This is a genomic window from Pseudomonas sp. PA-6-3C, from assembly GCF_021605825.1.
Taxonomy (GTDB): Bacteria; Pseudomonadota; Gammaproteobacteria; order Pseudomonadales; family Pseudomonadaceae; genus Aquipseudomonas; species Aquipseudomonas edaphica.
Map to the genome: position 1 here is coordinate 92,737 of NZ_WKDV01000016.1, position 17,787 is coordinate 110,523.

16 protein-coding genes are annotated in these 17,787 nt (G+C 60.4%); 8 read left to right on the top strand and 8 right to left on the bottom strand.

Annotated elements, in window-relative coordinates; all coding sequences use genetic code 11:
- Positions 1–472 precede the first annotated feature (472 nt).
- From GIW48_RS13385 to GIW48_RS13415, 7 genes are all read left to right on the top strand, one after another.
- The gene (locus GIW48_RS13385) at positions 473–1,399 is read left to right on the top strand and encodes a glutamate/aspartate ABC transporter substrate-binding protein (protein WP_058421600.1); all 927 of its coding nucleotides are present in this window, start codon (positions 473–475) and stop codon (positions 1,397–1,399) included.
- 194 nt (positions 1,400–1,593) lie between these two features.
- Complete coding sequence (locus GIW48_RS13390) at positions 1,594–2,340, top strand: amino acid ABC transporter permease (RefSeq protein ID WP_099548514.1); 747 nt, start codon at positions 1,594–1,596, stop codon at positions 2,338–2,340.
- On the top strand, positions 2,340–3,011 hold the full coding sequence (locus tag GIW48_RS13395) for an amino acid ABC transporter permease (protein WP_017137030.1): 672 nt from the start codon (positions 2,340–2,342) through the stop codon (positions 3,009–3,011). Before GIW48_RS13390 ends, GIW48_RS13395 begins: the two co-directional genes overlap by 1 nt.
- On the top strand, positions 3,008–3,742 hold the full coding sequence (locus GIW48_RS13400; RefSeq protein WP_017137029.1) for an amino acid ABC transporter ATP-binding protein: 735 nt from the start codon (positions 3,008–3,010) through the stop codon (positions 3,740–3,742). Before GIW48_RS13395 ends, GIW48_RS13400 begins: the two co-directional genes overlap by 4 nt.
- Before the next feature lie 209 nt (positions 3,743–3,951).
- Positions 3,952–5,853 (top strand): sensor histidine kinase, encoded by a 1,902-nt coding sequence (locus tag GIW48_RS13405; protein WP_169985332.1) that lies wholly within the window; start codon positions 3,952–3,954, stop codon positions 5,851–5,853.
- A complete protein-coding gene (locus GIW48_RS13410; protein WP_017137027.1) occupies positions 5,853–7,190 on the top strand; it encodes a sigma-54-dependent transcriptional regulator in 1,338 nt (445 codons plus the stop codon). Before GIW48_RS13405 ends, GIW48_RS13410 begins: the two co-directional genes overlap by 1 nt.
- Positions 7,190–7,528 (top strand): GlpM family protein, encoded by a 339-nt coding sequence (locus tag GIW48_RS13415; RefSeq protein WP_177032773.1) that lies wholly within the window; start codon positions 7,190–7,192, stop codon positions 7,526–7,528. The genes GIW48_RS13410 and GIW48_RS13415 overlap by 1 nt, the downstream gene beginning before the upstream one ends.
- A 132-nt stretch (positions 7,529–7,660) precedes the next feature.
- Here GIW48_RS13415 and GIW48_RS13420 read toward each other — a convergent pair whose 3' ends face one another.
- From GIW48_RS13420 to GIW48_RS13445, 6 genes are read right to left on the bottom strand one after another with little or no spacing between them, the layout of a single operon-like run.
- Positions 7,661–9,058 carry a sigma-54-dependent transcriptional regulator gene (locus GIW48_RS13420; protein WP_017137025.1) on the bottom strand — a complete coding sequence of 466 codons (1,398 nt, stop codon included), beginning with the start codon at positions 9,056–9,058 and terminating at the stop codon, positions 7,661–7,663.
- Positions 9,048–10,826, bottom strand: coding sequence for a sensor histidine kinase (locus tag GIW48_RS13425; protein WP_017137024.1), 1,779 nt, complete (start codon positions 10,824–10,826; stop codon positions 9,048–9,050). Before GIW48_RS13425 ends, GIW48_RS13420 begins: the two co-directional genes overlap by 11 nt.
- Positions 10,826–11,950: a GNAT family N-acetyltransferase gene (locus GIW48_RS13430; protein ID WP_170036375.1), complete on the bottom strand. Its 1,125-nt coding sequence runs from the start codon at positions 11,948–11,950 to the stop codon at positions 10,826–10,828. The genes GIW48_RS13425 and GIW48_RS13430 overlap by 1 nt, the downstream gene beginning before the upstream one ends.
- A 9-nt stretch (positions 11,951–11,959) precedes the next feature.
- A complete protein-coding gene (locus GIW48_RS13435; protein ID WP_236447473.1) occupies positions 11,960–12,835 on the bottom strand; it encodes an alpha/beta hydrolase in 876 nt (291 codons plus the stop codon).
- On the bottom strand, positions 12,832–14,226 hold the full coding sequence (locus GIW48_RS13440) for an aspartate aminotransferase family protein (protein ID WP_017137021.1): 1,395 nt from the start codon (positions 14,224–14,226) through the stop codon (positions 12,832–12,834). The genes GIW48_RS13435 and GIW48_RS13440 overlap by 4 nt, the downstream gene beginning before the upstream one ends.
- Positions 14,219–14,929 (bottom strand): MtnX-like HAD-IB family phosphatase, encoded by a 711-nt coding sequence (locus tag GIW48_RS13445; protein WP_017137020.1) that lies wholly within the window; start codon positions 14,927–14,929, stop codon positions 14,219–14,221. The genes GIW48_RS13440 and GIW48_RS13445 overlap by 8 nt, the downstream gene beginning before the upstream one ends.
- A 225-nt stretch (positions 14,930–15,154) precedes the next feature.
- Here GIW48_RS13445 and GIW48_RS13450 point away from each other — a divergent pair, with 225 nt between their 5' ends.
- Positions 15,155–15,925 (top strand): MipA/OmpV family protein, encoded by a 771-nt coding sequence (locus GIW48_RS13450; protein ID WP_236460176.1) that lies wholly within the window; start codon positions 15,155–15,157, stop codon positions 15,923–15,925.
- Positions 15,926–16,014: 89 nt separating this feature from the next.
- Here the strand turns inward: GIW48_RS13450 and GIW48_RS13455 are convergent, their stop codons facing one another.
- Both GIW48_RS13455 and GIW48_RS13460 read right to left on the bottom strand, forming a co-directional pair.
- A complete protein-coding gene (locus GIW48_RS13455; RefSeq protein WP_170036373.1) occupies positions 16,015–16,668 on the bottom strand; it encodes a DsbA family oxidoreductase in 654 nt (217 codons plus the stop codon).
- A 57-nt stretch (positions 16,669–16,725) separates the two neighbouring features.
- Positions 16,726–17,745 (bottom strand): alpha/beta fold hydrolase, encoded by a 1,020-nt coding sequence (locus GIW48_RS13460; RefSeq protein ID WP_099548510.1) that lies wholly within the window; start codon positions 17,743–17,745, stop codon positions 16,726–16,728.
- Positions 17,746–17,787 lie beyond the last annotated feature (42 nt).

Sequence of the window (17,787 nt, forward strand, 5' to 3'; positions counted from 1 at the left end):
GAAGCCCCTGTACCGCAAGGTCCAGGGGCTTTTTTATGGGGTGTGTCCTGGCATAGCGCAGGCCCATGTCGCGAATCACACTGAAGGCCGAGCCCAGCAGCACCGGATAGGCCGCCGGTGCCTGCGATTGCATCACCTCGGTTCAATCAAAGACCGAGGTGCAGGGATCGCGGGGCAAGCCAGCTCCCACAAAAAGCCTGGCTCGGAATACCTTGCTGACCATTCGGTTTTCCGAACGCCACACCCCACCCCATTCGGTTTGCCGGACCAAACCGTTACAAATCCCTCGTAACACAAAATTAATCTCCTTATAAATCAATCAAATAACCTTTTATTTCTGGTATGGCACGACTCATGCTCTACACTCCCTGACGATTGCCTGAGGCGCCTTAGGAGCCGTCATGGGCATTCGCAGTACAAAGAGAGTCGCTTAGCCGGCTTCATAAAAAAAACAAATGTCGAGGAAGTATTGATGCGCATCGTTCCCCATATCCTGGGCGCAGCTATCGCTGCTGCTCTGATCAGCACTCCAGTTTTCGCCGCCGAACTCACCGGCACACTGAAGAAAATCAACGACTCCGGCACCATCACCCTCGCTCACCGCGACAGCTCCATTCCGTTTTCCTACATCGCGGATGGCTCGGGCAAACCCGTGGGCTACTCCCACGACGTTCAGTTGGCTGTAGTTGAAGCCCTGAAAAAAGACCTGAACAAGCCCGATCTGAAGGCCAAATACAACCTGGTGACTTCGCAGACTCGTATCCCGCTGATCCAGAACGGCACTGCGGACCTTGAGTGCGGCTCCACCACCAACAACGCCGAACGCGCCCAGCAAGTTGATTTCACCGTCAACATCTTCGAAATCGGCACCCGTCTGCTGGTCAAGAAGGACAAGGATGGCAAGCCGTCCTACGCTGACTTTGCCGACCTGAAAGGCAAAAACGTCGTGACCACCGCTGGCACCACGTCCGAGCGCATCATCAAAGCGATGAACGCCGACAAGCAGATGGGCATGAACGTTATCTCGGCCAAAGACCACGGCGAATCCTTCCAGATGCTCGAAAGCGGCCGTGCCGTCGCGTTCATGATGGACGACGCCCTGCTGGCCGGCGAAGAAGCCAAGGCCAAGAAGCCGGACGACTGGGTCATCACCGGTACTCCACAGTCCTTCGAAGCCTACGCGTGCATGGTGCGTAAAGACGATCCGGCCTTCAAGAAAGCCGTGGATGACGCCATCGTTGCCCTGTACAAATCCGGCGAGATCAACAAGATCTACAGCAAATGGTTCGAGAGCCCGATCCCACCAAAAGGCCTGAACCTGAACTTCCCGATGAGCGAAAAGGTTAAGGAGCTGATCGCCAACCCAAGCGACAAGCCAGCCCCTGACGTAAAAATCTGATACCTGACTAAGCTTATGTCCTGAGGGAGCCAACCCTCCCTCAGGCGTCTGTTACTACCTGCTGGCATTAATGTGGAACACTCGACCTGGCGGTTTTCGAGCCGATCGCGTGTGCCTGGCGTTCACCGTCAGGCGGGAAAGGATCTTCCCCAAGCGGGTGCTTGTACATCGATCGATCTCGAGGGGAGACCCTAATGAATTACAACTGGGACTGGGGCGTGTTCTTCAAGTCCACTGGCGTTGGCAGCGAGACTTATCTCGACTGGTACATCGCCGGCTTGGGCTGGACCATCGCCATCGCTGTCGTGGCATGGATTATCGCCTTGTTGCTTGGCTCCATTCTGGGGGTCATGCGCACCGTGCCAAACCGCATCGTAGCGGGCATCGCGACCTGCTACGTCGAGCTGTTTCGTAACGTGCCGCTGCTGGTGCAGCTGTTTATCTGGTACTTCCTGGTGCCCGATATGCTGCCGCAGAACCTGCAGGACTGGTACAAACAGGACCTCAACCCGACCACCTCGGCCTACCTGAGCGTTGTCGTGTGCCTGGGCCTGTTCACCGCCGCCCGTGTGTGCGAACAAGTGCGTACCGGCATCCAGGCGCTGCCACGTGGCCAGGAAGCTGCGGCGCGTGCCATGGGCTTCAAGCTGCCACAGATCTACTGGAACGTGCTGCTGCCCCAGGCCTACCGCATCATCATTCCGCCGCTTACCTCCGAATTCCTCAACGTGTTCAAGAACTCCTCCGTGGCGTCCTTGATCGGCTTGATGGAACTGCTGGCGCAAACCAAACAGACTGCCGAGTTTTCGGCCAACCTGTTTGAAGCCTTCACCCTGGCCACGTTGATCTACTTCACCTTGAACATGAGCCTGATGTTGCTGATGCGCGTGATCGAGAAGAAAGTCGCGGTGCCCGGCCTGATCTCCGTGGGGGGTAAATAATGGACTTCGATTTCAGCGGTATCATCCCCGCCATTCCGGGCCTGTGGAACGGCATGGTCATGACCTTGCAGTTGATGGTCATGGGCGTGGTCGGCGGCATCGCACTGGGTACGGTCCTGGCGCTGATGCGCCTGTCGTCCAGCAAACTGCTGTCGCGCCTGGCCGGCGCCTACGTGAACTACTTCCGCTCGATCCCGCTGCTGCTGGTGATCACCTGGTTCTACCTGGCGGTGCCGTTCGTGCTGCGCTGGATCACCGGCGAAGACACCCCGATCGGCGCGTTCACTTCCTGCGTCGTGGCCTTCATGATGTTCGAAGCTGCGTACTTCTGTGAAATCGTGCGGGCCGGCGTGCAGTCGATCCCCAAGGGCCAGATGGGCGCAGCCCAGGCAATGGGCATGACCTATGGCCAGACCATGCGTCTGATCATCCTGCCCCAGGCTTTCCGCAAGATGACCCCGTTGCTGCTGCAACAGTCGATCATCCTGTTCCAGGACACCTCGCTGGTCTACACCGTGGGCCTGGTGGACTTCCTCAACTCCGCCCGCTCCAACGGCGACATCATCGGCCGCTCCAATGAGTTCCTGATCTTCGCCGGTGTCGTCTACTTCATCATCAGCTTTTCCGCCTCGCTGCTGGTCAAGCGTCTGCAAAAAAGGTTTGCCGTATGATCTCTATCAAGAACATCAACAAGTGGTATGGCGACTTCCAGGTGCTGACCGATTGCAGCACTGATGTCAAAAAAGGCGAAGTGATCGTGGTGTGCGGCCCATCGGGTTCGGGCAAATCCACCCTGATCAAGTGCGTCAACGCGCTGGAACCGTTCCAGAAGGGCGACATCGTGGTCGACGGCACCTCCATCGCCGACCCGAAGACCAACCTGCCCAAACTGCGCTCGCGCGTGGGCATGGTGTTCCAGCACTTCGAGCTGTTCCCGCACCTGACCATCACCGAAAACCTGACCATCGCACAGATCAAAGTGCTGGGCCGCAGCAAGGAAGAAGCCACCAAGAAGGGCCTGCAGCTGCTTGACCGTGTGGGCCTGTCGGCGCACGCCCACAAGCACCCGGGCCAGCTCTCCGGCGGCCAGCAACAACGTGTGGCCATTGCCCGCGCCCTGGCCATGGACCCGATCGTCATGCTGTTCGACGAACCGACCTCCGCGCTCGACCCGGAGATGGTTAACGAAGTGCTCGACGTGATGGTGCAACTGGCCCACGAAGGCATGACCATGATGTGCGTGACCCACGAAATGGGCTTCGCGCGCAAAGTGGCCGACCGCGTGATCTTCATGGACGCCGGCAAGATCATCGAAGACTGCCCGAAAGAGGAGTTCTTCGGCGATATCAGCGCCCGCTCCGAACGCGCGCAGCACTTCCTTGAGAAAATCCTGCAGCACTAAAAAGCAGCACTGTTCTCCCTGTGGGAACCGGGCTTGTGTGGACGACGGCTTGTGTGGGAGCTGGCTTGCCTGCGATAGCATCACCTCGGTGCAACTGATACACCGAGGCGCCTGCATCGCGGGCAAGCCCGGCTCCCACATAATCAAATTGCCCACACAACCGGGTTCGCAACAGGGCTGACAGCGCTGGTTGACCCAAGGCATCTGTGATGAAATGCGACCCCAACCAATTTCGCGCCGCACCGCCATCACTTGCCGTGAAACCTCGTCTGATTCGCCAACTGTTCCTGCCGCCGTTGATCATCGCCCTGATGATCGGCTTGGGTTACATCGGCTTCTGGGTCAGTGAGTACTATGGCATCCGCACCCTCAGCGACAACGGCGAACGCCAGTTGGAGCTGCATGCCCGTACCGTCGAAAGCGAACTGAGCAAATACACCTACCTGCCCAGCCTGTTGGAGCTGGAATCCAGCGTCTCCAGGCTGCTGGCCGACCCGAGCCAGGAAACCCGGCAAACGGTCAACGATTACCTCGAAGGCCTGAACCGACGCAGTCGCAGCCGGGCCATCTACGTGATGGACACCACCGGCCGCGTGCTGGCCACCAGTAACTGGCGCGATGCCGACAGTTACCAGGGTGAAGACCTGTCCTTCCGTGCCTATTTCCAAAACGCCGTGCGCGGCCAGCCCGGCCGTTTCTATGGCATTGGCAGCACCAACGGCGAACCCGGTTACTACCTGGCGCACGGCCTCGAAGAGCACGGCAAGATCATCGGCGTGGCCGTGGTCAAAGTGCGCCTTGAAGCACTCGAAGAACGCTGGCAGCGCGCGCGTCTCGAAGCCTTTGTGAGCGATGAGAACGGCATCATCATCCTCTCCAGCGACCCGGCCCGGCGTCTCAAGGCCGTGCGCCCGCTGAGCGATGACACCAAGGAACGCCTGGCCCACAGCCTGCAATATTACTGGGCGACATTGAACGAGCTGGAGCCGTTGGCCCGCGAGCGTCTCAACGAAGGCACCGAGAAACTCACCTTTCCGGCCAACAGCGAAGTGGTCAACGACGAGCGCGAAGTCAGCTACCTGGCCCAGACCCGCCCGCTCAGCGACACGCCGTGGAACTTCACCCTGCTGACTCCACTTAACGACCTGCGTCGCGCCGCGATCAATCAGGGCATTCTGGTGGCGGTCGCATTTGGCCTGGTCGCGTTCCTGCTGATTGCCTGGAACGAGCGGCGCAAAGTCATCGCCACCCGCCTCGCTGCGCGCGAAGCCTTGCAGGAAGCCAACAGCCAGCTGGAACGGCGAATTGCCGAACGCACCGCCGACCTGCGCGCCAGTAACGAACGGCTCAAGGGCCAGATCCGCGAACGCCGCCAGGCCGAAGAAACCCTGCGCCGCGCCCAGGATGAACTGGTGCAGGCCGGCAAGCTGGCGGCCATCGGCCAGATGTCCACCAGCATTGCCCATGAACTCAACCAGCCGCTGGCGGCATTGCGCACGCTGTCGGGTAACACCGTGCGCTTCCTGGAGCGTGGCGCCCTCGACACCGCCAGCGCCAACCTCAAGACCATCAACGAGTTGATCGACCGCATGGGCCGCATCACCGCCAGCCTGCGCTCGTTTGCCCGGCGCGGCGATGATCAGGGCGAGGCCAACCTGGGCAAAGCCGTGGACGCCGCCTTCCAGGTTCTGGGCGCGCGCCTGGACGGCTTGCCGTTGACCGTGCACCGTGACTTTGTCAGCGCGCAATTGCAGATCGACCAGACCCGCCTGGAACAGATCCTGGTCAACCTGATCGGCAACGCCCTCGACGCCATGCAGGCACAACCGGCCCCCGAACTATGGCTGGACGGCCACAGCAGCGAGGGCAAGTACCGCCTGCAAGTGCGCGACAATGGCCACGGCATCGACCCCGAAGCGCGCAAACATTTATTTGAACCGTTCTTCACCACCAAACCCGGCGAACAAGGCCTGGGCCTGGGCCTGACACTTTCGGCCAGCCTGGCGGCGGCCACCGGCGGCAACCTCGCCGTGGAACACCCGGCCAGTGGTGGTACTGCCTTCGTCTTGTGCCTGCCGTTGGTGGGCACCCAAAAAGCTGAGTCGACATGATGAGTACCGATCCTAAAGACCTCACCGTTCTGATCGTCGAAGACGACCCCCATGTGCTGCTCGGCTGCCAGCAAGCCCTGGCGCTGGAAGACATTCACAGCGTGGGTGTGGGCAGTGCCGAGGAAGCGCTCAAGCGCATCGGTGAGAACTTTGCCGGCATCGTCATCAGCGATATTCGCCTGCCAGGCATCGATGGCCTGGAGCTGCTCACCCGCCTCAAGGCCCTGGATAAAAGCCTGCCGGTGGTGCTGATCACCGGCCACGGGGATATTTCGATGGCAGTCGGTGCCATGCGTAACGGCGCCTACGACTTCATGGAAAAACCCTTCTCCCCCGAGCGCCTGGTCGATGTGGCGCGCCGTGCGCTTGAGCAACGTGGGCTGGCGCGGGAAGTCTGGTCGCTGCGCCGCCAACTGGCCGAGCGCGACTCGCTGGAAGGCCGCATCATCGGCCGCTCGCCCGCCATGCAAAACCTGCGCGAACTGATCGCCAACGTCGCTGATACCTCGGCCAACGTGCTGATCGAAGGCGAAACCGGCACCGGCAAGGAACTGGTTGCGCGTTGCTTGCACGATTTCAGCCGACGCCACGACCATCAATTCGTTGCCCTGAACTGCGGCGGCCTGCCGGAGAACCTGTTCGAAAGCGAAATATTCGGCCACGAAGCCAACGCCTTTACCGGCGCGGGCAAGCGGCGCATCGGCAAGATCGAACACGCCCATGAGGGCACGCTGTTCCTCGACGAAGTGGAAAGCATGCCGATCAACCTGCAGATCAAACTGCTGCGTGTGTTGCAGGAACGCACCTTGGAACGCCTGGGCTCGAACCAGAGTGTGGCGGTGGATTGCCGAGTCATTGCCGCGACCAAATCCGACCTGGACGAACTGAGCCGCGCCAACCAATTCCGTAGCGACCTTTACTACCGCCTCAACGTCGTGACCCTGGAATTGCCACCGTTACGCGAGCGCCGTGAAGACATCCTGCAGCTGTTCGAACACTTCCTGCAGCAATCGTCGCTGCGTTTTGACCGCAGTGTGCCGGAGCTGGACAACCAGACCGTATCGACCCTGATGAGCCACGACTGGCCAGGCAACGTGCGTGAACTGCGCAACGTCGCCGAGCGCTTTGCGCTGGGCTTGCCAGCCTTCAAGAAAAGCGGCGCCAGCAGCAGCAACCACGGCCTGGCCTTTACCGAAGCGGTGGAAGCCTTCGAGCGCAACCTGCTTAACGACGCCCTGCAACGCAGCGGCGGCAACCTCACCCAGGCGAGCCTGGAACTCGGAATGGCCAAGACCACGCTGTTCGACAAGGTCAAGAAATACGGGTTGAGCCACTGATGGACTTACTCTTGAAAGCCGCCCTGGGCGCGGCGGTGGTGCTGATCCTGGCGGCGCTGGCCAAGACCAGAAATTACTACATCGCAGGGCTGGTGCCGCTGTTTCCGACCTTCGCGCTGATCGCGCATTACATCGTCGGCAAGGGCCGTTCGGTGGACGACTTGAAGACCACCATCCTGTTTGGGATGTGGTCGATCATTCCGTATTTTGTGTATTTGGCGACGCTGTATGTGATGGTTGACCGCATGCGCCTGGAGGCCTCACTCGCCGTGGCGGCAGTGGCATGGTTGATGGCGGCGACGATTCTGGTGAGTGTGTGGGTGCGCGTCCACGCCTGACACACCGCGGTTAAACCTGTGGGAGCTGGCTTGCCTGCGATGGCGGTGTATCAGCCAACTTATCTGGCACAGACATACCGCTATCGCAGGCAAGCCAGCTCCCACATTGGGGTTCATGGTGAGCCTGATAGATCAGCGGATGATCTTCTCGACCTGAATCCCCAGCTTCTTCAGCCGATACCAAAAACTCCTCTCGGAAATCCCGATCTTCGCCGCTGCCGCAGCCTGCACGCCGTTGCTCTCGTTCAATGCCGCCATGATGTAGGTTTTCTCGACCTCAGCCAGCGCCGCATCCAGGTCGGCTGGCACGCCCGGTGTGTCACCGAGCAGCGCCGTAACGCCGTCCTCGGCAGGTTTGGACGCAAACAGATAAGCCGGCAAGTCAATGTCTTCAATCACCGGCGAAGCCGCCACGATGGTCGCCCGCTCCACGCAGTTCTGCAGCTCACGAATATTGCCCGGCCAGTGGTAAGCCGCCATCGCCTGCAATGCCTCGGGGCTGAAGCCGGTGATGCGTTTGCCCGCGGTAGCGCTCAGGGTCTGGGCGAAGTGCCGGGCCAGGGGCACGATGTCTTCGGCGCGCTCGCGCAAGGCCGGCAACGGGATCGGGAATACATTGAGGCGGTAATACAGGTCTTCGCGAAATTCTTTATTGGCCACCGCATCCAGCAGGTTCTTGTTGGTGGCGGCGATCACGCGCACATCCACCTTGCGCTCGCGCGAGTCGCCCACCGGCTCGATCACCCGCTCCTGCAAGGCCCGCAATATCTTGGCCTGCAACGCCAACGGCATATCGCCCACCTCATCCAGAAACAAAGTGCCCTGGTCGGCCTGCATAAAGCGCCCTACCCGATCGGCCACGGCACCGGTAAAGGCGCCTTTGCGATGGCCAAACATCTCGCTTTCCAGCAAGCCTTCGGGGATGGCCGCGCAGTTGACCGCCACGAACGGCTTGTCGGCGCGGCTGCCATGTTTGTGAATCGCGCGGGCGACCATTTCCTTGCCGGTACCGCTTTCGCCGGTCAGCAGGATGGTGGCGTTGCTGTCGCGTACCGAATCGACCGCGTGCAGCACCTGGCGAAACGCCGGGCTGTCGCCCACCAGGCTGTCGAACTGCGCATGGTGATCCAGCTCGGCGCGCAGGCGTGCGTTGTCGCGCATGATGTCGCGAAACTGCAGGGCCTTGGCCACGGTGATGTCCAGCTCGTCGATATCGAACGGCTTGGCAATGTAGTCATAGGCGCCATTACGCATCGACTGCACGGCGTTTTTTACCGTGCTGTAGGCGGTCATCACGATCACCGGCAACTCCGGAAAGCGCACTTTTATCTCCGCCAACAGCGCCGGCCCGTCCATGCCTGGCATGCGCCAGTCGCTGATCACCAGGTCGATGTCTTCCTGCTCCAGCACCTTGAGCGCGTGCAGGCCATTGCCGGCGGTAAATACCTGGATGCCGTTCTGGCTCAAGGCCGATGACAACAAGTCGCAGAGCTTGGGCTCGTCGTCGACTACCAATACGTTATGCGTCATGAACTTCCTCATCGTCACCGTCGTCTTCGCCATGGGCCGGAATGTACAGGCTGAAGGTGGCGCCGGCATCTTTCTCACTGGCACATTCGATGCTGCCGTCATGACTTTCCATGATCGAATAGACTTTAGCCAGCCCCAGGCCCGTGCCCGAGGCCTTGGTGGTGACGAATGGCGTGAAGATCCGCTCGATCATATCGGCCGGAATGCCTTGGCCGGTGTCAGCAATGCTGATCACCGTATTGCCGTCCACACTGCGAATGCCCAAGGTCAGGCGCCCGCCTTCGGGCATCGCATCGATGGCATTGAGGATCAGGTTCAGGCATGCCTGCTTGAGCTGCTTGGCATCGGCATAAATCGTCGCGCCGGGCGCCTGGTCATCGATGTGCGCATCGATGTTATGGGTGGCCAGCTCCGGGCTGCAAAAGCCGAGGATCTCTTCCACCACCGGGCGCGCCGCCTGCAACACACGCAGGGGCGGGTTGGGTTTGGCGAAATCCAGAAACTCGGTGATCAGGTCGTTGATGCGGCTGACTTCGCTGATAACGTATTCGAGGTGGCGCTTGTCGGTGTCCGGCAGGTCGACGCGACGGTGCAGCAGTTGGGTGGCGGTCTTGATGATGCCCAGCGGGTTGCGAATCTCGTGTGCCAGGCCCATGGCGACTTCACCCAGGGCATGCAGGCGATCGCGGCGGCGCAGTTGGGCCTCGAGGTGGTGCAACTCGCCCAGGCGTTCGGTCATGTGGTTGAAGGTGCTGCTTAGTTGCGCCAGCTCATCGCCGCCGCTGACCAGCACGCGATGCTCGTAATTGCCCGAGATCACTGCGTCCACGCCCTGGGATAAATCGCGCAACGGTTTGGTCAGGCGGCGTGACACCAAGACACCGGCGCCCAGCGACAACGCCGAACTCAGCAAGAAGATCAGCACGAACAGGTTGCTCTGGTTCACCAGCCCCACCAGGCTGGTATGGCGCAACAGGCCGCTGAAAATCACGCCTTGCAGTTCGCCGCCATCATTGAAGATCGGCCAGTACAAACCGCTGTAGTTATTGGTGAACTGCTCGCTCGGTTGCTTGGTGGCGCGCATCGCCGTTTCAACATTCGTGGGAATGCGTGACGGATGATTCTCAAAGCGCTGGGTCGAGAATATCTCGGAAAACCCCGTAGGGTTGGCCAGGTACAGGCGCAGGTCGAGGGAGTGCACATCGGCCACGCTGGTGAGGAAGCTGCTGTCCAGGTACGTGGCCACCAACAGCACGTAGTCGACGCCCTCTTGGGTGGTTTCGAACGTTGAGACCACCAGGCCCGTCGTCACGCCGGCCACCTGGATGGTTTGCAACACTGCGTTGCTGGTCAGGTTGATCTGCTTGACGACATCGTCAGGGGCCGTGCTGAACACAATCTTGTGGTCACTGACACGAATCAGCGAGACCACGTCGATATCGGTGGCCTCGGCAATATCGGCGGTGAGCCGGTCATGCTTGGCGGCTTGTTTGTTCAACGGCGGAGCCGTGTAGCGCAGGAACAGCTTGGCCATGCGCGCGTTGTCATGCAGGATGTCGCCGATTTCGTCCTTGACGATCTTGGTCGACTCTTGCAGCCAGATGCGCACGTTGCTGTCAAAAATCTGCGACAACGTGGTCGCCGCCAGTTCGGCCGCGATCATGGTCGGGATAACGCTGACCAGCCAGAACGCCAGCACCAGCTTGCGCTGGACGCTCCAACGCGAAATGGCAAAGGGGCGGGCTTTTGGGCGGGTCTTGGTGATCATCAGGTTTCGCTTATCGCAGCAGCCATGGCAGGGTCGGAACGGTCCGGTCTTATGTACATTTTCACGAGTTTGAGCAGGCCGTTGACCAGCCGGTTACGGTGACGGAAGAACATGCTGTTGCCCTGGAACTCGCACCCCAGGCGCAGCTTACTGGCATAGCCCTCCTGACCGCACTCGTACACCGGGATCTTGTGTGCAATACAGTAGTCGACATTGGTCAACCAGTAGCGAAAGTACAAACTGTACGCACGGCTGAACTCACGGTCATGCCCGAAAAACTTGTCGATCAGCCGATGCTGGTCCAACAGCACCAGGTTGAACGCCACCAGACGCTCATCCACCCAGTAAAGAGCACAGACCGCACGCCCTTGCAGCTGTTCAAGAATGCCGGTGAAATAACGCGCCGGCAGGCGTTCGAACTGCAAATCGGCGCGGCTGAGCGTGTCTTCGTACAGGCGCATCACCTCGGGCAACACATCATCAATAGTGTGCCGCCACTCGACCCGTGGGCCTGGCGCGCGCAACTTGCGGCGCAAGTCTTTGCGGGTCGCCTTGCACAGCGAGCCCAGGTAGGCCTCAACCGAGCCGTAAGGCACCGTCAACCAACCCCTGGGTAAGCTTGGCATACTCTGAAAGCCTGCCTGGCGGCAATTTTCTGCCCAGTCCAGGTCACTGGTCGGCACGTCTTTGACCGCCACCAGGCCAATCCCGAAGGTAGTGGCATCCTCGCGTGCCGCCTCCAGCAAATGCTTGATCAACAGTCGGCGCTGCCCCTGGGGCACGTGACTGGCGATGCCCGCATCGCAACGCTCGGCCACCGGCGAGCCAATGGCATACAACTGCAAGCGCAAAACACCCGGCCACAGTCGCTCCAGGCGCTCGGTAAAGCGCTTGCCGGCGCCCGACACCGTGGTGTCGAGGCGATAATAAGTGATGAACGCGGCGGCAACGGCCACCAGCGTTTCATCGTCGTAGACGGCCAGGTAACGCCACTTGAAATCATCGATCGCGGCGTTTTCCACGGCAACGTAAAAATCCCAATCCTCCAGGGCTGCGGGAAAGCAGTCATTCCAGGCGCAACGCGGGATGGCCCGGATAGTCGAGAAGGCTTGGGCGGTGATCACGTCTAGTCCTTAGGCTGAGGCCCGCTGTCGATAATCCACGGGCGCCTGCACAGCCGGGGCGGCGTGTTGCTCGACAAACTCTGCGCTCAACTCGATCACTCGGCGGTATTGCAGGTCGACGGTGATCATGTGGTAGCAGTTATCCAGCAGGATCTTGGTCACCGGGCCGCCCAGGTGGCGCTCGACATAATCAGCGTTCCAGCGGCTGGTGATGTCGTCCTCGATGGAGTGCAGCACCAGCGCCGGCACCTTGACCTCGGGCATGCGCTTTTTGACCACCGCGTTCATGCGGTGCAACTCGCGCACCGTGATGCCTTCCATGGTCAGTAAACCGGCCTCACTGCTTTCGCCTTCCTTCATCTGACGCTCGACGATCGCCCGCAGGCGCTCGTTCTTGATGCCGTAAGGCGGCTTCTCTTCGAAGCGACAGATGTGCACGCCGAACGGGATCTTCATCAGCAACGGCGTCAAAAACGCCAGCTTGTTAATGCTCCAGCCGTCGTACTTCAAGGTGGTCGAATACATCAGCAGCCCGGCCACTTGCCCAGGGTGCTCGGCGGCCACGTACATCGACATCACCGCGCCCATGGACAAGCCACCGACAAACACCTGCTCATGGCGCTGCTTGACCTGCGCAAAGGTCTTGCGCACGCCTTCGTACCAGTCCAGCCAGCCGGTGGCCTGCAGGTCGCTGTTATCGCCGCAGTGCCCAGCGAGTGTGGGCACATACACCGTGCAGTTACCCGCCTTGGCCAGGCCTTTGGCGACCTGGCGCAATTCCGTCGGGGTGCCGGTCAGGCCGTGGATCAACAGGATCCCGACCGGACCTTCACCGAGAACGAAGCCGGCATCACCTTCACCGAGGTCGATCCCGATGTTGTTCACCGCTTGGTCGCCCGCACCAGCAGTTGCTCGAGGAGTTTCAGGCCCAGGTCGATTTCCGGGTAGCTGATTTCCAGGGACGGTGCCAGGGTGATCACGTTTTTGTAGTAGCCGCCCACGTCGAGGATCAGGCCGAGTTTCTGGCCATCGACGATCATGTCGCCCTTCATGCCTTCTTCGACCATGTAGTCCAGGGTCGCCTTATCCGGCGTGAAGCCATCCGGGCCGCAGATTTCGCAGCGCAGGGCCAGGCCCAGGCCATCGACGTCGCCGATGATCGGGAAACGTTTCTGCAGGTCTTGCAGGCCTTCCAGGAAGTATTTGCCCTTGGCCATGACCATTGCGCCGTAGTCGACTTCGCTGGTCATCTTGAACATTTCCAGGCCTACCGCCGTACCCAGTGGGTTGGAGGCGAAGGTGGAGTGGGTCGAACCTGGCGGGAAGACCTTCGGGTTGATCAGTTCTTCACGCGCCCAGATGCCGCCCAGCGGGTTGAGGCCGTTGGTCAGCGCCTTACCGAAGACGATCACGTCCGGCTGTACGTCGAAGTGTTCGATCGACCACAGTTTGCCGGTACGGTAGAAGCCCATCTGGATTTCGTCGGACACCATCAGGATGCCGTGCTGATCCAGCACTTGCTTCAATTCGCGGTAGAAGTTCATCGGCGGGATCACGTAGCCGCCGGTGCCCTGGATCGGCTCGACGTAGAACGCTGCGTATTCGCACTGGTTGGTTTTCGGGTCCCAGACGCCGTTGTATTCGGTCTCGAACAGCCGCGCGAATTGCTGCACGCAGTGGCTGCCGTATTCTTCTTTGGTCATGCCCTTAGGGCCGCGGAAGTGGTACGGGAACGGGATGAAGTTGGCGCGCTCGCCAAAATGGCCGTAGCGGCGACGGTAGCGGAAGCTCGAGGTGATCGACGAAGCGCCGAGGGTACGACCGTGGTAGCCGCCTTCGAAGGCGAACATCAGGCTCTTGCCGTTGGAGGCGTTACGCACCACTTTCAGCGAGTCTTCGATCGACTGCGAACCGCCGACGTTGAAGTGCACGCGACCGTCGAGGCCGAATTTGTTCTTGGCATCGACCGCGATCATTTCCGACAGCTCGATCTTGCCTTTGTGCAGGTACTGGCTGGCGATTTGCGGCAGGGTGTCGATCTGCTGTTTCAGCGCGTTATTCAAGCGCGGGTTGGCGTAGCCGAAGTTAACGGCCGAGTACCACATTTGCAGGTCGAGGTAGGCCTGGTCTTCGGTGTCCCACACGTAGGAGCCTTCGCAACGGCTGAAAATACGCGGCGGCTCGATGTAGTGAACGGTGTCGCCGTAGGAGCAGTATTTGGCTTCTTTATCCAGAAGAATCTGGTCTTCGGCGGTAGCGATACGAATATCAGACATGGTGGAAGAGTTCCTGATTTTCAACAGAGAGGTCGGCGGCAAAGGTGCCGGAGTTAGCGGCGATGCCTTGTGGCAAAGCGGTCAGCAGTGCGGGCAATTCGGCAAAGGTGTCGAAGCGCGCATGGGGAATGTTGTTGGCTTCGCAGTACTTGGCGAGGCTGCCTTTGGCGAAGACGAAGTCGGCGGTTGAAGCCACGCACATGTCGGACTTGCCGTCGCCGATCACCAGCACGCGCTTGTTGCGCGGCGTGGATTTGCACTTGCAGTTGCCGGAGGCGGCGCGGCAGGCATCGCTGGAATACGGGAAGTCGATGCGCCAGCTGTTCTGGTCGACCTGGCGCAGGCGGTTGGCGAGGATCGGCAGCAAGGTCACGTAGTTGCGCGACAGAATGCGCGCGATGCCTTGCTCGATGCCGTCGCTGACCACTTCGATGGTCGCGCCCAGGCCCATGACGTGATCGACAAAGTCCGGGAAGTCCGGGTCGATTTCAACGCTGTCGAAATACGCCAGCAGTTCAGCCGGGGTGGCCTTGATCAGCGCCAGTTGACGGCTCAGGCATTCGCGGGAACCGATATGCCCATCCAGCCATTCCTGTTCGATGGTTTCCCACTCAGGGCCGGCGAAGCGCTGGAGGACGTTGTCGATGACGTCGGTGGGGGTGATGGTCCCGTCGAAGTCGCACACGATATGCCACTGGATCATTGCGTTTACCTGGAAGAGGAGCGCTCTGTGCGCTTGTGCCAGGGGTATTGCAGAGACTGTGCCAACTGGCCAAAGCCCAGCGGGTCTGGGTTTTTGGTCGATAAACAGGGTGATTTGTGTCGCAGGAGCTACAATTTTTGTAGCTTGCTACAAACAAGATGAGTGCTTGCCTCAGGGACGCTCTTCGCGCGTGAATGCGCGCAGGTTCAGATAAGGAAACGCTCCATGTTCAAGGTTACTTCTGCTGTATTCGCCGGTTTGCTGGGGCTGTGGAGCTTTTCCAGCTCGGTATTGGCCGAAGGTATTACCGGCGAAGTCGGCGCGGGCGTCAGCTATGAGCCCCATGACCCGACAGGCAGCCGCTACGAAACCCGGCCGATTCCTTATTTCGATCTGGATTGGGGCAATGTGAGCCTGGGCACCGACGACGGCCTGACCTGGAGCGCACTCAATACCAACGGTTTCAGCGCCGGCCCGTATATCAATTACCTGCCGGGCCGCACGGCCAACGGTTCACTGCGTGGCTTGCGGGATGTGCCGGACATGGCCGAAGTCGGGGGGTTCGTCCAGTACTCACCGGCCGAGTTCTGGCGCGTATACGCCCAGGTTGGCCAAGCCGTCGGCGGCTCGCGTGACCAAAGTGGCGTGCTCGGCAAACTGGGCGGCGAGTTGGGCTACCCGCTGGGCGGCGGTATTATCGGCAGCACTGGCTTGATGGCGCATTTTGCTGATGCGCGCCAGACCCAGGCGTTTTTTGGCGTTGATGATAAAGAGTCCGTTGCGTCCGGCATCCGCACCTATAACGCCAGCGCAGGCTTTCAGAACCTGACGCTGACCGAGAGCTTCGAATTCCCACTGGACAGCCACTGGTCACTGTTGACCAGCGCCAGTTGGACTCGCCTGGTGGGGTCGGCGGCGAACAGCACCATCGTCAAAGAGACCGGCAAGGTAAACCAGGGCCAGGTCCAGACGGCGATCAGCTACAAGTTCGACTGACGCATCCTGTGACGCTCTGCGTCATAACTTCAAGGGCAGGACGCGGAGCGTCCGGGGCGGCGTTCCCACGCAGAGCAAGGGAACGATCATCAGGCCTTGGCTTCCTGGATGATCTGACGAATAGCCCCGACAAAGGCTTCAGCCGGCTGCCCACCGCTGACCGCGTACTGGTCGTTGAACACGATGGTGGGTACTGAAGTCACACCGCGTGTAATCCACAATTCTTCCTGCTCACGGACTTCAGCAGCGTACTCGTCAGACGCCAGAATTTCAGCCGCGCGCTTGATATCCAACCCAACACTTTCGGCGATGATCGCCAGCGTCGCGTGGTCGGACGGGTCTTGCCCATCACTGAAATACGCCTTGAACAGCGCTTCCTTGAGGTTGTACTGCAACCCTTCAAGCCCCGCCCAATGCAGCAGCCGGTGCGCATCGAAGGTGTTGTAGATACGGCTGTGCCCGTCCGTGCGAAAGGCAAAGCCCAGCGCCGCGCCCATGTCGCGGATACGCTCACGATTGGCCTGGGATTGCTCGGCGGTGGAGCCGTACTTTTCGGTGATGTGCTCGACGATGTTCTGCCCTTCGGCCGGCATCTTCGGGTTCAGCTCAAACGGCTGGAAATGAATCTCGGCCTGCACCTCGCTACCCAGTTGGTCGAGGGCTTCGGTCAGGCCGCGCAGGCCGATGACGCACCAGGGGCAAGACACGTCGCTGACGAAATCGATTTTCAGGGGAGTACTCATAGTAGGCAACCTCGCTGGCATTAATGTGCGCCATAAAGGTTGCACCATACACCAACTTCACAGCACCTTCGAAGGCTCGCCCAGATCAATCTGCGCCCAATGCGCGGCATCTTCGCGATGGGCTTTCAGATACGGCAGCACAGCCGTCAGCAGCGGTGCCTTGAAGGCTTCCTGGAAGCGGTGGGCCATGCCCGGTATGAGCTTCAGCTGGCTGCCCTGGATATGCGCGGCCAGGTGTACGCCGTGCATCACCGGCAACAACGGGTCGGCGGTGCCGTGCACCACCAGGGTCGGCACGCGCAATTGGTTAAGCAAAGGCACGCGGCTCGGCTCAGCCAAAATCGCCATGATCTGACGCTTCACGCCGTCCGGGTTGAAGGCGCGGTCGTAGGACAGCGCGGCCTGGTGCAGCAGCGCCTGGCGATCATCTTTCACGTTGGGGCTGCCCAGGGCTGCGAGTAAATCGGCTTGTTGCTCCAGCGCCACTTCACGGTTTGGCGCGCTGCGCCGCGACAGCAACTGCACCAACGCCGCATTGGGCGCCGGCAAGCCTTCGGCGCCGGAACTGGTCATCACCAGCGTCAGGCTTTCGACCCGCTGCGGCGCCATGGCTGCCAGGTGCTGGGCGATCATGCCGCCCATACTCGCGCCCAGCACGTGGAATTGCTGGATCTGCAGCGCGTCCATCAAGCCCAATGCATCGTCGGCCATGTCGGTCAGCGTGTACGGCGCCGCCACCGGCAAACCGAGCTTGTAGCGCAGCACTTCGAACGTCAGGTTGGCGCTGGCGGGAGCCTGGCGCCAGGTGGACAGGCCAACGTCACGGTTGTCGTAGCGGATCACTCGAAAACCCTGTTCACACAAGGCCACCACCACTTCATCCGGCCAGTGGATCAACTGCCCGCCCAGGCCCATGACCAACAGCAACGCCGGGTCCGACGCTCGGCCGATGCTCTGATAGGCGATGCTGACTTTTTCCAGGTCGACCGTTTGGGTCGGGACATTGACATCACATCGAGAAGCCGCAAAAGACGGCAGGCCGAACACTAGAGCGGCCAATAAAAACAACACGCGCATGAAAAACACCGAAACGCAGAACCCCAGTAGAGCGCGAGTCTG